Below are 13,890 nucleotides of genomic sequence, written 5' to 3' on the forward strand. Positions count from 1 at the left end.
CGTCACCTCAATCGACGGCGCGCGGGAAGAGACCCCGCGGACGGAACAGCAGGACCAGCAGGAAGGCGATGTGGCCCGAGAGGATCTGCCATTCCGGATTGATGGCGGCTCCCAGCGTTTGTGCGACACCCAGAATGATGCCGCCGGCAAGCGTGCCCCAGAGCGAGCCGAGACCACCGATGATGACCGCCTCGAAGGCATAGATCAGACGCGCCGGTCCGGCCGTCGGGTCGAAATTGGCGCGCGTGCCGAGATAAAGCGCTGCGATGGTGACGATCACCATGGCGAGACCGGTTGCGATGGCGAAGATCTGGTTCGGGCGGATGCCCATCAGCCCTGCCGTCACCACGTCGTCGGAGGTTGCGCGGAAGGCGCGGCCCAACGCCGTCCGATAGATCAGCTGGTTGAGACCGACGATCACCAGGATCGCGGAGGCGAAGGTCAACAACGGCATGACGCCGGCATTGATGCCGCCGAGCGAGAGAGACGCCTGCTCCAGCGCGCCTGCGGGGATGCGCTGGCTGTCGGCAGTGAAGGCTTCAAGCAGGCCGTTCTGGATGACGATCGACAGACCGAAGGTGACGAGCAGCGGCGGCAGGATGTCCTTGCCGAGCGTCCGGTTGAGTAGCTGATACTGCAGCAGGTAGCCGATCCCGAACATCAGTGGACCGGCGATCAGGGCCGCAATGAATGGATTGAGCCCCAGCGTCGATACGAGCAGTAGGATCAGGAAAGCGGCAAAGACGATCAGATCGCCATGGGCAAGATTGACGAGCCGCATGATGCCGAAGACGAGCGACAGGCCTGCGGCGAAGAGGGCATAGAGCCCGCCGAGCAGAATGCCCTGGAGAATGGTATCAAGCCAGTTCATGGGGTTCCGCTCCGAAATAGGCCGCATGGATATCCGCGCGGTCGAGCTCTGCCGGGCGCCCTTCGAGCGTGACCCGGCCTTCCATCATGCAATAGACGCGGTCTGCCACCTTCAGCGCCTGAGCGATGTCCTGCTCGACGATGACGATGGCCGCACCCGTTTCGCGGATGCGCGGGAAGGCGGCGTAGATGTCCTTGATGACGACAGGGGCGAGGCCGAGGCTGAGTTCGTCGCAGAGCAGCACTTCGGGATTGGACATCAGCGCCCGACCGATCGCGACCATCTGCTGCTGGCCGCCAGAGAGTGCCGTCGAAGGATTGCGGCGGCGCTCCTTCAGGATCGGGAAGAGCTCATAGACGGTTTCGAGCGACCACGGACCATTCACCTTGCGGCCGTGGCGACCGACGAGCAGGTTTTCCTCGACCGTGAGCGAGGGGAACAGTCGACGACCTTCGGGCACCAGCGCGATGCCGCGGGCCATCACGTCGGGGGAACCAAGCGCGCCGATCGGCTGGCCACGATGCAGGATGGCTGTGGGTTCGTTGCGCAGGACGCCTGCTATCGAGCGCATCAATGTCGATTTGCCCGCACCATTGGCACCGATGACCGCGATCGTCTCGCCCGGATCGAGGACGATGTTAACGCCGAACAGGGCCTGGAAGTCGCCGTAGAAGGCAGTGAGGTTCTTCGTTTCGATGAGGCTCATCTGTCAGACCTCCATGCCCAGATAGATTTCGCGCACTTCGCGCGAATTCATGATGGCCTGCGGATCGCCATGGCCGATGACCCGTCCAAAGTTCAGGACAAGGATCTTCTCGGCGACCGCGTTCAAGGCATGCAATACGTGTTCGATCCAGATGATCGCCATGCCGCGCTGGTGGACCCGCTTGATCGTGGCGACCAATTGCCGGCACTCGCCTTCGGTCAACCCGCCGGCGATCTCGTCGAGCAGCAGAAGCTTGGGCTTGGTGGCCAATGCGCGGGCCAGTTCCAACCGCTTGCGCTCGAGCAGAGTGAGGCTGCCGGCCGGGCGGTTGGCCTTGGCGATCAGGCCGGTCTCGACCAGGATTTCGGCACAGAAATCGGACACCTCGGCTTCGCTGCTTTCGCTGCCGAAGGCGCCGGCGACGAGCAGGTTCTCATAGACCGTCAGCCGCTCGAAAGGCTGCGGGATCTGGAAAGTGCGGCCCATCCCGGCAAAGCAGCGCTGCATGGGCGGGACCTTGGTCACGTCTCTGCCATCGAAATTCACGGTGCCCTTGGCGACGGAGAGATTGCCGGTGATCAGATTGAACAGCGTCGACTTGCCGGCGCCGTTTGGTCCGATGATGCCCAGCGCCTCGCCGGGTTCGACGGAAAAGCCGATGTTTTCGGCGACAACGAGCGCGCCGAAGGACTTCGATACGCCATTCAGTTCCAGGATCGGCGTGGACCGTGCTCCGTCAGACCTGTTTCCTCCCATCATCGTCTCTCCTCCCAAAGAGTTCGGCTTGCTTGAGATGTCATGTCGATCAGTCGGGTCTGACGCCCTCCCAGGCCTTTTGCAGAAGTGTGCGAATTGACGCCCTGTCGATCGGACGCGGGTTCCAATAGGGGTTTTCGGTGGCGATATCGGCGGCGCGATCAAGATCGGCTTCAACGAGCCCGAATTCCTTGAGCGACAGCGGTGCGCCGATCGACTTGGCAAAGTCCCAGAGACCACCCCCGATCGAGCCACCGAAGAGTTCGGCGGCAGCGGCGAGTTCCGCTTGCGCCGCCTCGGCGTTGAAGGCGGCGGTGTGCGGCAGCATGACCGCATGGGTTTCGGCATGTGGCGCATCGAAAGAGCCGCCCAGCGTGTGGCAGATCTTGTGGTGCAGCGCCATGCCGACGGTGCCGAGCACGATGCCGCAAAGCCAGGCGCCGTAAAGTGCCTCCGCGCGGGCTTCCGTGTCTTGAGGGCTTCTGACCAGCACGGGAAGGCTGGTTGCAAAGGCGCGCAAACCATCGAGCGCCATCAAGGTTGAGATCGGATTGCGGTCCTGGGCGTAAAGCCCTTCGACCGCATGGGCCATGGCGTTCAGACCGCTGGTAACGCTCATTGGGACCGGCAGACCAAGGGTCAGGTCCGGATCATAGATGACGACTTCCGGCAGAATCCTTGCGTGTCGCACCGTCGTCTTCCGGCCCCCTTCGGTCTGGCCGAGGATCGGAGTGACTTCAGAGCCGGCATAGGTTGTGGGGATGACGACCTGCGGAAGATCGGTGCGGTAGGCGATCGCCTTGCCGAGCCCGGTGGTCGATCCGCCACCAAGAGATACGACGCAATCGGCGCCGGTCTCAGCAACGATCTTAAGGGCAGTTTCCGTCACCTCGACTGGGGTATGCATCACGGCGCCAGCATAGACGCCGACGGACAAGGCGCCGAGCCGTTCGGACAGGGCCTCTGCATCCGCCTTCTGGTGCGGTGTTGCGAGTACGAGCGCGCGGCGGCAACCGAGTGTCTCGACTGCACTGCCGACCTCCGCGCTCCTGCCCGCACCGAAGAGTATGCGGGCGGGGTTACCCGTATAGGTAAAGCGCGTCATTTGCTCCTCCCGGGCCGCGCTCTGACCATGACGAATGTCACGCTGACCTTCGGTCCAGGCTGGTCATCTGCGACACTAGATTCAAAGGGGCGTACCAGTTCCTTGCGAACGCCGAACAGCGCATCCTCCCCAAGCTTTGGGTCACTTGCATCATAGATGTGGGTTGTGATCGTTTCGAAACCCGGCGCGCGTACGACGAAGTGCAGATGGGCTGGGCGATGCAGAGGATAACCTGCTTGTGCCAGCAGTCGCCCGACCGGCCCATCATCGGGAACGCCGTAACCGGACGGTCGAACGGTCCGATATTGGAAGCGACCGTTCTGGTCGGTGCGAAACGTGCCTCTCAGATTGAACTCGGGTTGCAGGTCCGGCTGTTGATTCTCGTAGTAGCCTTCCGCATTGGCCTGCCAGGTAACAATCTCTGCGGTTGGAATCGGTAGGCCATCGAGGTCTTCGACACGGCCTTCGACCAGCAGCGGCTCTCCGATGCCGTCGAGCGAAATCGAACTGCCGAGCGCACGTTCGGGCGTATCTGCGCGGAAAAACGGTCCTCTGATCGTGTTAGGCGTAGCGCCTGAGGGGCGACGGGAATTGATTTCTTCCACGAGCGCTGAGGCTCCGACGAGATCGGAAAACAGCACCCATTCCTGCCGGCGTTCGTCAGAGGCATGACCAACCTCCGTCAAGAAGTCGATCACCTTGCGCCACTGCTCCTGGGTTGGGCGGAATTCCTTGATCAGTTCGTGCACATGGCCGACCACGGCAGACAATAGGCGAGCCGTTGCGTCGTCAGTCGCGCCAAATCGGCTTGCGAAGGCCTCGGCAGAGGTCGTTTCGTTGAAGGTGATGAGGTCTGCGGCCCGCGACATGCATCTCCTCCCAAATCCGCATTGCTGGTCAAGGTAAAGCTAGCAGCACCCGGATGCACGATTGATGATTTGTTTGGGAGGCAATATAACAATTCGTTATGAAGTTCGATGAACGACACCTCATTCAGCTGGCTGCCGTTGTAAAGACGGGCGGGGTCACCGAAGGTGCTGCTATGCTGGGGCTTGCACAGCCTGCGGTGTCGCGAACGCTTTCACTCTTGGAGAAGCGGATCGGCGAACCACTCTTTGTCAAAGGCAGGCGTCCGCTCCAGCCGACGCCGCTGGGGACCGCGCTTGCTGAACATGGTCTCGCCATGCTGGCAGCATCCCGCAAGGCCTCTGATTTGATGGAGAGCTTCCGGGTCGGAAAGAGCGGCGTGGTGCGTGTGGGTGGAAGCCCCTTCTTCATGGACTCGCTCATTGCAGGCATGTGCGCGGAGTTCCAGGCCACCCATCCGGATGTGCGGATCGATCAGTCCTACGGTTACTTCCCTGACCTGCGCGCTGCCCTCAAATCGGACCAGATCGATCTTGCCATTTGTCCGATCGATATCTTGGATGAAGGTTCGGGCCTCGCCTTTCAGCAGATCCTGCCCGGTCGCAACGTGATTGCCTGCCGAGTGACGCATCCGCTCCTCCTCAAACGTCGGCTGCAACCTTCGCATCTTCTCGACTATGCCTGGGTGGCCCCGCCACCCGGCAGCCCGTTGCTTGCGGATCTCAGGGCCCTGCTCCTCTCCTTTGGAGCGACGGAGATCCGGATCCGTTATTCGGGCGGTTCGCTCGCCAGCGTGGTCAACTATCTGAAGGCCGCCGATGCGTTGACCGTCATGCCGCACAGCGTTGTCTTTGCCCAGCGCAAGGAAAAGGCGATCACGGTATTGCCGATCAACATTCCGCATCCTGACAGGGCGCTTGCCATCCTGCGCCGTGTTGATGCAGCTCGCTCGCCTGCCGTCGAGCAGTTTGCAAGCTTCGTTCGATCCAGCTTCAACGACCTGAAGCACCTCATCAAGAGACACGAGGAAGCTGTAGTGTGGGGGAACTGATCCTGCGGGGTAGCTATGCTTCCGACCTTGCCCATTGATTCGCGCCGGAGACGGGCGTAAAGAAAATCCTGTTCCGTGGTGATTTGGCCGGCCGGCTTGCAGCCACGTAAAATAAGTCGCTAAAGGGCCGAGGCGAGTTCGAAGACTTTCCGAGGACCGGTGGCGATATGGAAGCTGCCGGTATTTTTGTTTCCGCGGTCCTCGAACCGCCGTGACAAGGAAAGTCGAGAGTAAGATGCCGATCAGGATCCCCGATACGTTGCCCGCTTTTGAAACCCTCGTGCATGAGGGCGTGCGGGTCATGACCGAAACCGTGGCCGTTCGCCAGGACATTCGCCCGTTGCAGATCGGCCTGCTCAACCTCATGCCTAACAAGATCAAGACCGAGGTGCAGTTCGCCCGGTTGATCGGCGCATCACCGCTGCAGGTGGAGCTGACGCTGGTCCGTGTCGGCGGTCACAAGGCCAAGAACACGCCGGAAGAACATCTCCTCTCTTTCTACCAGACCTGGGACGAGGTGAAGGATCGCAAGTTCGATGGCTTCATCATCACCGGCGCACCGGTCGAGACGCTGCCCTTCGAGGAGGTCACCTACTGGCAGGAACTCGAGGATATCCTCAACTGGACCGAGACCAACGTGCATTCGACCATGAACGTCTGTTGGGGCGGCATGGCCGCGATCTACCACTTCCACAGGGTGCCGAAGCATCCGTTGAAGGAAAAAGCGTTTGGCGTCTATCGCCATCGCAATCTCGCTCCGTCATCGGTCTACCTCAATGGCTTCTCAGACGACTTCCAAGTGCCGGTGTCGCGTTGGACAGAAGTCCGCCGGGCGGATATCGAGAGGGTGCCGGATCTGACAATTTTGCTCGAATCAGACGAGATGGGCGTCTGCCTGGTCCAGGAGAAGCGGGCAAACCGCCTCTACATGTTCAACCATGTCGAATACGACTCGACCTCGCTGGGTGACGAATATTTCCGTGACAAATCGGCCGGTGTTCCCATCAAGTTGCCTCACAACTACTTCCCGCACAATGACGACACGTTGACACCGCTCAACCGCTGGCGTGGGCACGCACATCTGCTGTTCGGTAACTGGATCAACGAGATCTATCAGATGACACCTTATGATCTGAACGAGATCGGGAACGATCTGAAGCGCTGACCGTCGGGGTGAGATGCTAGGATTTTGTCGGGACAGGCGGCCTCCTGTGTGACAGGATGCCGCCACCTCTGAACCGAGCCAAACCTGTCAGATGTTCCTGTCGTTTTTTCTGCGCCTGAAAGAAGAGAAGGTTCCCGTGACCCTGCGGGAATATCTCACCCTGCTGGAAGGTCTTCAGGCGGGCGTCGTCGATTTCGACACAGAGGGCTTCTACTATCTGGCCCGAACCACGCTGGTGAAGGACGAGCGCTTCATCGATCGCTTCGACCGGGTGTTTTCCGCGATCTTCGCCGGCGTTCTGGGCGAGGCCGGCACAGAAGGCGCCGATCAGCATGCGATTCCCGAAGCCTGGTTGCGCAAGCTTGCGGAAAAGCATCTCTCGGACGAGGACAAGAAGCTCATCGAGTCGCTCGGCGGTTTCGACGGGCTGATGGAGACGCTGAAGCAGCGCCTTGCTGAGCAGAAGGAGCGCCACCAAGGCGGCAACAAGTGGATCGGCACGGCGGGCACCTCGCCCTTCGGCGCCTATGGTTACAACCCCGAAGGCGTCCGCATCGGCCAGGACGAGAGCAGGCACCGCCGGGCTCTGAAGGTGTGGGACCAACGGGAGTTTCGCAATTTCGATGACCGCGTCGAACTCGGCACCCGCAATATCAAAGTGGCCTTACGGCGATTGCGCCGCTTCGTGCGCGAGGGGGCTGCTGACGAACTGGATCTTAGCGGCACCATCCGTTCGACTGCCGAGCACGGTTATCTGGACGTGAAGACTCAGCCAGAGCGCCGCAACGGTGTGAAGCTCCTGATGTTCTTCGATATCGGCGGCTCAATGGACGATCACGTTCGAGCGGTTGAAGAGCTGTTCTCGGCTACACGCTCAGAGTTTCGGCATTTGGAGTATTTCTACTTTCACAATTGCCCCTATGAGCGGGTCTGGAAAGACAATGTGCGGCGTCATTCCGACACGATCCCGACGCTCGACGTGATCAGGACTTTCGGATCGGACTACCGCGTGATCTTCGTCGGCGATGCCGCGATGAGCCCTTATGAGATCACCCATCCCGGAGGTTCGGTGGAACACTGGAATACGGAAAGCGGTGCGGTCTGGCTCACGCGGCTGACCGAGCATTTCCGCCGGCATCTCTGGATCAATCCTCTTTCGGAGACCCGTTGGGATTATACCATGTCTGTCGGCCTGATTCGGCGGCTGATTGGCGAGCGCATGTTCCCGCTCACGCTCGGTGGCCTGGAAGCCGCCGCACGCGAATTGGCGCGGTAACGACGATAAAAGACTTTGATGACACTCGGTGAGGAAACGACAGGATGACGAAATCAGTATTCGGCGCAATGCCCACAGGAGAGGCCGTCGAGAAGGTGGTGTTGACGGGGGGAGGCCTGACGGCTTCGATCATCACTTTTGGCGCCGTGTTGCAGGATCTTCGTCTCGACGGACATGATGCGCCGCTGGTTCTCGGCTTCGAAAACCTTGCAGACTATCTCGCTCATTCGCCCTATTTCGGTGCGACCCCCGGCCGTTGTGCCAACCGCATTGGTGACGGGCGTTTCACGCTTGATGGTGTCGATTACCAGCTGGAGCTGAATGAAAAAGGCATCACTCACCTGCATGGTGGTTCGGACGGGATGGGGCGTCAGAACTGGACGATCCTCGACCATGGGGCCGATTTCGTCGTGATGGAGGTTGTCGATTCGGATGGTCGAGCCGGTTATCCCGGCACGGCAAGGATCCGCGCGACATTCGCACTTAAGGAGGGCGGCGTCTTCTCCGCTCTTTATGAGACGGTTGCCGATAAGCCGACCATCGCCAATGTCTGCCACCACGCCTATTTCAATCTCGACGGGCGGGCCGATATTCTCGGCCACGACCTGATGATTGCCGCTGACCACTACACGCCCGTAGACGCGCGCCTCATTCCCACTGGCGAAGTCCGCTCCGTCGAAAACACGGCCTTTGATTTCCGCGAGATGCGGCCAATCCGTCTCGACGTGGAGGGAGAGCAGTTCGGCTATGACCACAACTTCTGCCTTTCAAGCACTCGTACTGCAAAGCGGAGCGTGGCGCTTGCACGGAGCGTGAATTCCGGTGTGTCGATGGAGGTTCTGACGACAGAGCCCGGCGTCCAGTTCTACGCCGGTGTCTATCTCGATGTGTCAGTCCCCGGCCTCGATGGGCGCAGATACGGGCCCTATGCCGGTTTCTGCCTCGAAACACAGATCTGGCCCGACGCGGTGAACCATGCCGCCTTCCCGACCAGCGTCCTGCGACCTGGCGAGGTGCTGCGCCAGGAGACGGACTACGTGTTTTCAAAGAACTGAGGTCAGATGGCCGTGAAGCCGTTGTCGACGAAGAGGTGGACGCCGTTGACGAATTGCGATTCGTCACTGGCAAGGTAGAGGGCGGCGCGTGCGACGTCCTCTGGTTCGCCGATGCGGCCCTGCTGTGCAGCAATCGCGGCTTCGGAGACGTCGACCCCGTGCGCTGTCAGTTCCGCTACTTCCCGCATACCGTGCGGCGTGCGGATGAAACCGGGGCAGACAGCATTGCAGCGGATATTGCGGTCTCGGAATTCCACCGCGATCGCCCGCGCAAACATGTGTACGGCGCCCTTGGTCGTGTCATAGAGTACCTCCATGGGGGTCGCCGCCACTGCCGAGATCGAAGATGTGCAGACGATTGAGCCGCCTCCGGCTGCAATCATGCCCGGCAATACCGCGCGGGTCATCAGAAACATTGAGCGGACGTTGACCGCATGCAGCCAGTCCCATTCCTCCAAGGTTGTTTCCAGGAAAGGTTTGATGACGATGGTGCCTGCATGGTTGAAGAGGACTGTAACAGGGCCCAGGGCTCCCTCCACCGCTTTGACTGCGGCGTTCACCTGCTCTTCGTCTGACACGTCCGCCTGAAAGACCTCGGCGATTCCGCCCGACGCGCGAATCATGTCCGCCGTTTCATCGGCTGCGGACTTGTTGCGATCGATGATCGCGACCTTGGCGCCTTCGCTGGCAAACAGCTTGGACGATGCGCCTCCCATGCCGGTCGCCCCGCCCGAGATAATTGCCACTTTTCCAGCCAGACGTCCTGCCATGTCATATCTCCCAATGGTTGGGCAGAATAGACAACGGGACGCCGTGGCGTGTCCAGTCAGTCTCTGATCAGTTCGGAAGAGAAAATGGAGCGGGTGAAGCGATTCGAACGCTCGACCCCAACCTTGGCAAGGTTGTGCTCTACCCCTGAGCTACACCCGCTCATAACCGCGATCCTGGGGTAGTGTCTGGATCGTGGGCCGTCCGTCTTGCGGCGACGGGCGGTATATGGCCCAATCGATTTTCAAATGCAACAGGGAAATGACGAGTCAGCACGAAAAAAAATCGAAAAGGTCGCAACGGGCTGACAAAGCTCAGCTTTTCCGGGCTTTTCGGGTGCTGAGAACGTTGCATGACGTCGATCCTGCGCCTATTGCTCAGAGGGAAACCCAGCAATTGGGCCGAATGTGCCCGGACAATCCATAGCGAGGCCAGACATGACGACACCCAGAACGGCGGATGATCTCTTCCGCTTTCTCGATGAACTCGGAATTGCCCATACGACGAAGACTCATCCACCCGTCTTCACCGTTGCCGAGTCTGTTTCCTTGCGTGACGAAATCCCCGGCGGTCACACCAAGAACCTTTTCCTTAAGGACAAGAAGGACAATTTTTTCCTTTTGACCGTCGAGGAAAATGCCTCGGTCGACCTGAAGGGCGTGCATGCGATCATCGGTGCTGCCAGCAAGGTTTCCTTCGGCAAGCCTGAGAAACTCATGGAGTATCTCGGTGTGGTCCCAGGATCCGTCACCGCGCTCGGCGCGATTAACGATACCGGGAAAAACGTTACTTTCGTGCTCGACCAGGACCTGATGGAGCATGACATCATCAACTGCCATCCCCTGTCCAACGATGCCACCACATCGATCGGTCGCGACGACTTGATCCGCTTCATGGAGGCGACAGGGCATACGCCGCTTGTCTTGAAAGTTACGGCCTGACATACGATCTTAGCGGCAAGGATGGCGGCTTCTTGAGGTCGCGAAACAGGCGGAGATACACGATGAGCGACTACGGCAATCCCTACGGTGGCTATGGCAACCAGACGATGACAGCCAAGGCACAGTTGGGTGATGCGCCTCAGAGTCCTCCCCCGGCTGGCGAACTCATCAAGGACACGACGACAGCGAACTTCGCTCGTGATGTCATGGACGAATCACGCAACCAGCCGGTTCTCGTTGATTTCTGGGCGCCATGGTGCGGTCCCTGCAAGCAGCTGACGCCTGTGATTGAAAAGGCCGTCAAGGAAGCCGGTGGCCGCGTCAAGCTGGTGAAGATGAACATCGACGATCATCCTTCTGTCGCCGGGCAACTGGGTATCCAGTCGATTCCGGCCGTTGTCGCCTTCGTCAATGGACGCCCCGCCGACGGCTTCATGGGCGCGCTGCCGGAGAGCCAGGTGAAAGCCTTCATCGACAAGATCGCCGGTCCGGCGGGTGCCGATCAGGCTGCCGAGATTGCGGCGGTGCTCGAAGAGGCTTCTGGTCTTCTTTCGACCGGGGATATCGACGGCGCAGCCCAGCTCTTTGCCGCAATCTTGCAGGCTGACCCCGATAACGTTCAGGCGATTGCCGGTCTGGCCGATTGCATGATCGGCGCCAATGAACATCAACGGGCGCGCGGACTGTTGACCCAGTTGCCTGAGGAACTTTCCAAAGCGCCGGAGGTGCAGGCACTGCTGAAGCGTCTCGATCAGATCGACGAGGCGCGCAAGCTCGGCGATCCCGTGGCGCTCGAACACACGCTTTCTCTGCATCCCGATGACCACGAGGCGCGCATGAAGCTCGCCAAGATCCGCAATGTGGAAGGCCGTCGTGAGGAAGCGGCAGAACATCTGCTGCTTATCATGAAGCGTGATCGGACGTTCGACGACGACGGTGCCCGCAAGCAGCTCCTGCAGTTCTTCGAGGTCTGGGGTACGAAGGATCCGGCAACGGTCATGGCGCGGAGAAAGCTCTCGTCGATCCTCTTTTCGTGAGCCGCTGCCGGCCTTGAGTTTTGGCCGACGCGACCCAGATAGAAGCAGGAAAGAACGCCGGAATTTTCCGGACAGGATGTGCTTCGATGCAAGTGGGAAATGCCAGATATCTGACTGCGGAAGATCTACCAGAAACGGTGCCGGTCTTTCCGATTTCCGGTGCCTTGCTTCTGCCGGGCGGGCAATTGCCGCTGAATATTTTCGAGCCGCGGTATCTCGCGATGCTCGACGCGGCCATGGCCGGAAACCGCTTGATCGGCATGATCCAGCCGGCATTGACGGAAGTGCAGGCGGATATTCTGCCGGAGCGTCCGGCGCTGGCGCCCGTCGGGTGCATCGGCCGCGTTACGTCTTTTACGGAGACTGGCGACGGTCGCTACATCGTGTCGCTCGCTGGCGTCTGCCGCTTCCGGCTTCTGGATGAGGTGTCGAGTTCCAAGCCTTATCGCAGCTTCCATATTGCGCCCTTTGTGGCCGACCTCACCTCTTCGGAAGACGAGACGCAGGTCGACCGCTCCGGACTTCTGTCGGCGTTTCGGGCCTATCTCGAAGCCAACAAGCTCGAAGCGGACTGGGAAAGCGTCGAGCGGGCGTCCAACATCACGCTGGTGAACTCCCTGTCAATGATGTCGCCGTTCGGCCCGGCGGAAAAGCAGGCGCTGCTCGAGGCGCCTGATCTCAAGACACGCGCCGAAACGCTCATTGCCATCACGGAAATCGTACTTGCCCGGAATTTCGGCGAGGGCGATACCATGCTTCAATAGGTGCATGATGGATGACAAGACGATCAGCCTGGTTGATCCGAAGATGCTGGAGCTGCTTGTCTGCCCCTTGACCCAAGGGGTGCTCAAGTTCGACCGTGAAAAGAATGAGCTCGTTTCTGAAAAGGCGCGGCTCGCCTATCCGATTCGCGATGGAATCCCCATCATGCTGGTTTCCGAAGCACGCAAGATTGAAATGCCGATCTGACTTGGAATGGCGGCCGGCGGGCCGCCCTCCTCAGATCTGCTGGCCTGCGAGAAGGCGCGGATTGTTGTTTCCCGCAGAGCCCGCCGCTTCGCGAATGAAATAGTTCTTCAGCGCCGGAAGCCCCTCGACTATGCCGAGGCCGAAATCCCGCAACACTCTGATTGGCGTGATGTCGTTGGAAAACAGGCGATTGAGTACGTCGGTCGTGACACCCATGCGGAAGGTGTCGAACCGCCGCCAGATCTGATAACGCTCCAGCACGTTGATCGAACCGATATCCAGCCCAAGTCGATCGGCTTCGACGACGGTTTCGGCCAGTGCAGCAACGTCCTTGAAGCCGAGGTTGAGTCCTTGTCCGGAAATTGGATGAATGCCGTGTGCTGCATCGCCTGCCAGCGCCAGGCGTGGGGCGATGAAAGCCCGTGCCAGGGTCAGGCCGAGCGGGAAGGCGCGGCGGTCGGGGGTTGCGCGGATCGTGCCGAGCTTATGCCCGAAGCGCCGTTCGAGTTCGGCCTCGAACACCAGGTCATCGGATGCCACCAGGCGATCCGCATCCTCGGTCCGTTCCGTCCAAACCAGCGAAGAGCGATTGCCTTTCAGTGGCAGAATGGCAAAGGGGCCGGCTGGCAGGAAGTGCTCCTCTGCTATGCCCTCATGTGGTCGTTCATGCTCGACTGTCGTCACAATGCCCGACTGCCCATACTGCCAGGTAACCGTCTTGATGCCAGCGAGGTCCCTGAGTTTGGAGCGGACACCGTCGCAGGCCACAATAAGCCGGGCGTTCAGCTTGCTGCCATCAGAAAGAGTGAGTTCAGCGGAAGGGCCCGTGTCGCGAAAATCGGTGGCGCGAAGACCGTGGCGAATCGTAATGCCACGGTCGGTGCATGCCCCCCTCAGTGCCGCGACCATGCTGACGTTCGGAATCATATGGGCGAAGGGGCGACCGTCTTCGACTGCACCGTCAAAGGTCAGGAAGACAGGGCGCACGGGATCAGAGGTTTTCGAATCGGTCACGATCATTCGGTTGATGGGTTGCGCATCCGGCTCGATGCGGTCCCAGATGCCGAACACATCGAGCATTTTGGTCGCGGCCGATATGATCGCCGAGGCGCGGGGATCTTTCTTCCAGGCATCTTCGGGGGCCGCCTCGATCACTTCCACAGCCAGATGCGGCGCGGCCTGCTTGATCGAGACTGCAACGGAAAGACCGACATAGCCACCGCCGACGACAACCACATCCAGCATGGCGAAATCCTTTGCTCTTGTAGACGCTAGGTCTCCTATATAGATCAGCCTTGAACGGGTGCCTATAAGCGGAGCCAT

General features: G+C 60.1%; 15 protein-coding genes, 1 tRNA gene and 1 riboswitch. Of the genes, 8 read left to right on the forward strand and 8 right to left on the reverse strand.

Annotated elements, in window-relative coordinates:
* Positions 1–7: 7 nt before the first annotated feature.
* From DFO46_RS17625 to DFO46_RS17645, 5 genes are read right to left on the reverse strand one after another with little or no spacing between them, the layout of a single operon-like run.
* Complete coding sequence (locus DFO46_RS17625) at positions 8–871, reverse strand: branched-chain amino acid ABC transporter permease (protein WP_120278394.1); 864 nt, start codon at positions 869–871, stop codon at positions 8–10.
* A complete protein-coding gene (locus tag DFO46_RS17630; RefSeq protein WP_120278395.1) occupies positions 858–1,577 on the reverse strand; it encodes an ABC transporter ATP-binding protein in 720 nt (239 codons plus the stop codon). The genes DFO46_RS17625 and DFO46_RS17630 overlap by 14 nt, the downstream gene beginning before the upstream one ends.
* Before the next feature lie 3 nt (positions 1,578–1,580).
* The gene (locus DFO46_RS17635; protein ID WP_120278396.1) at positions 1,581–2,333 is read right to left on the reverse strand and encodes an ABC transporter ATP-binding protein; all 753 of its coding nucleotides are present in this window, start codon (positions 2,331–2,333) and stop codon (positions 1,581–1,583) included.
* A gap of 49 nt (positions 2,334–2,382) precedes the next feature.
* Complete coding sequence (locus tag DFO46_RS17640; RefSeq protein ID WP_120278397.1) at positions 2,383–3,438, reverse strand: maleylacetate reductase; 1,056 nt, start codon at positions 3,436–3,438, stop codon at positions 2,383–2,385.
* Positions 3,435–4,307: a dioxygenase gene (locus DFO46_RS17645; protein ID WP_120278398.1), complete on the reverse strand. Its 873-nt coding sequence runs from the start codon at positions 4,305–4,307 to the stop codon at positions 3,435–3,437. Before DFO46_RS17645 ends, DFO46_RS17640 begins: the two co-directional genes overlap by 4 nt.
* 98 nt (positions 4,308–4,405) lie before the next feature.
* Here DFO46_RS17645 and DFO46_RS17650 point away from each other — a divergent pair, with 98 nt between their 5' ends.
* The 4 genes from DFO46_RS17650 to DFO46_RS17665 all read left to right on the forward strand — a co-directional run bounded on the left by DFO46_RS17650 (position 4,406) and on the right by DFO46_RS17665 (position 8,852).
* Positions 4,406–5,356 (forward strand): LysR family transcriptional regulator, encoded by a 951-nt coding sequence (locus tag DFO46_RS17650; RefSeq protein ID WP_120278399.1) that lies wholly within the window; start codon positions 4,406–4,408, stop codon positions 5,354–5,356.
* A 65-nt stretch (positions 5,357–5,421) separates the two neighbouring features.
* Positions 5,422–5,499, forward strand: a riboswitch (SAM riboswitch).
* 92 nt (positions 5,500–5,591) lie between these two features.
* Entirely contained in the window at positions 5,592–6,521 is a 930-nt protein-coding gene (metA, locus tag DFO46_RS17655; protein ID WP_120278400.1) for a homoserine O-succinyltransferase, read from the forward strand.
* Positions 6,522–6,612: 91 nt separating this feature from the next.
* Positions 6,613–7,797 (forward strand): VWA domain-containing protein, encoded by a 1,185-nt coding sequence (locus DFO46_RS17660; RefSeq protein WP_120278401.1) that lies wholly within the window; start codon positions 6,613–6,615, stop codon positions 7,795–7,797.
* A gap of 44 nt (positions 7,798–7,841) precedes the next feature.
* A complete protein-coding gene (locus DFO46_RS17665) occupies positions 7,842–8,852 on the forward strand; it encodes an aldose epimerase family protein (RefSeq protein ID WP_120278402.1) in 1,011 nt (336 codons plus the stop codon).
* A 2-nt stretch (positions 8,853–8,854) separates the two neighbouring features.
* Here the strand turns inward: DFO46_RS17665 and DFO46_RS17670 are convergent, their stop codons facing one another.
* Both DFO46_RS17670 and DFO46_RS17675 read right to left on the reverse strand, forming a co-directional pair.
* The gene (locus DFO46_RS17670; RefSeq protein ID WP_120278403.1) at positions 8,855–9,622 is read right to left on the reverse strand and encodes an SDR family oxidoreductase; all 768 of its coding nucleotides are present in this window, start codon (positions 9,620–9,622) and stop codon (positions 8,855–8,857) included.
* Positions 9,623–9,707: 85 nt separating this feature from the next.
* Positions 9,708–9,782: transfer RNA gene (locus DFO46_RS17675), tRNA-Gly, on the reverse strand.
* A 275-nt stretch (positions 9,783–10,057) separates the two neighbouring features.
* Between DFO46_RS17675 and DFO46_RS17680 the strand changes: the two genes are divergently transcribed.
* The 4 genes from DFO46_RS17680 to DFO46_RS17695 all read left to right on the forward strand — a co-directional run bounded on the left by DFO46_RS17680 (position 10,058) and on the right by DFO46_RS17695 (position 12,567).
* Positions 10,058–10,561 (forward strand): prolyl-tRNA synthetase associated domain-containing protein, encoded by a 504-nt coding sequence (locus DFO46_RS17680; protein WP_110791307.1) that lies wholly within the window; start codon positions 10,058–10,060, stop codon positions 10,559–10,561.
* A gap of 62 nt (positions 10,562–10,623) precedes the next feature.
* A complete protein-coding gene (trxA, locus tag DFO46_RS17685) occupies positions 10,624–11,598 on the forward strand; it encodes a thioredoxin (RefSeq protein ID WP_120278404.1) in 975 nt (324 codons plus the stop codon).
* A gap of 86 nt (positions 11,599–11,684) precedes the next feature.
* Entirely contained in the window at positions 11,685–12,362 is a 678-nt protein-coding gene (locus DFO46_RS17690) for an LON peptidase substrate-binding domain-containing protein (RefSeq protein ID WP_120278405.1), read from the forward strand.
* Between the two features lie 7 nt (positions 12,363–12,369).
* Positions 12,370–12,567: a Trm112 family protein gene (locus DFO46_RS17695; protein WP_110791304.1), complete on the forward strand. Its 198-nt coding sequence runs from the start codon at positions 12,370–12,372 to the stop codon at positions 12,565–12,567.
* A 30-nt stretch (positions 12,568–12,597) separates the two neighbouring features.
* Here the strand turns inward: DFO46_RS17695 and DFO46_RS17700 are convergent, their stop codons facing one another.
* Positions 12,598–13,890: a ubiquinone biosynthesis hydroxylase gene (locus DFO46_RS17700; RefSeq protein WP_281039960.1), complete on the reverse strand. Its 1,293-nt coding sequence runs from the start codon at positions 13,888–13,890 to the stop codon at positions 12,598–12,600.

It is taken from the genome of Rhizobium sp. AG855 (assembly GCF_003610655.1).
GTDB lineage: Bacteria > Pseudomonadota > Alphaproteobacteria > Rhizobiales > Rhizobiaceae > Allorhizobium > Allorhizobium wuzhouense.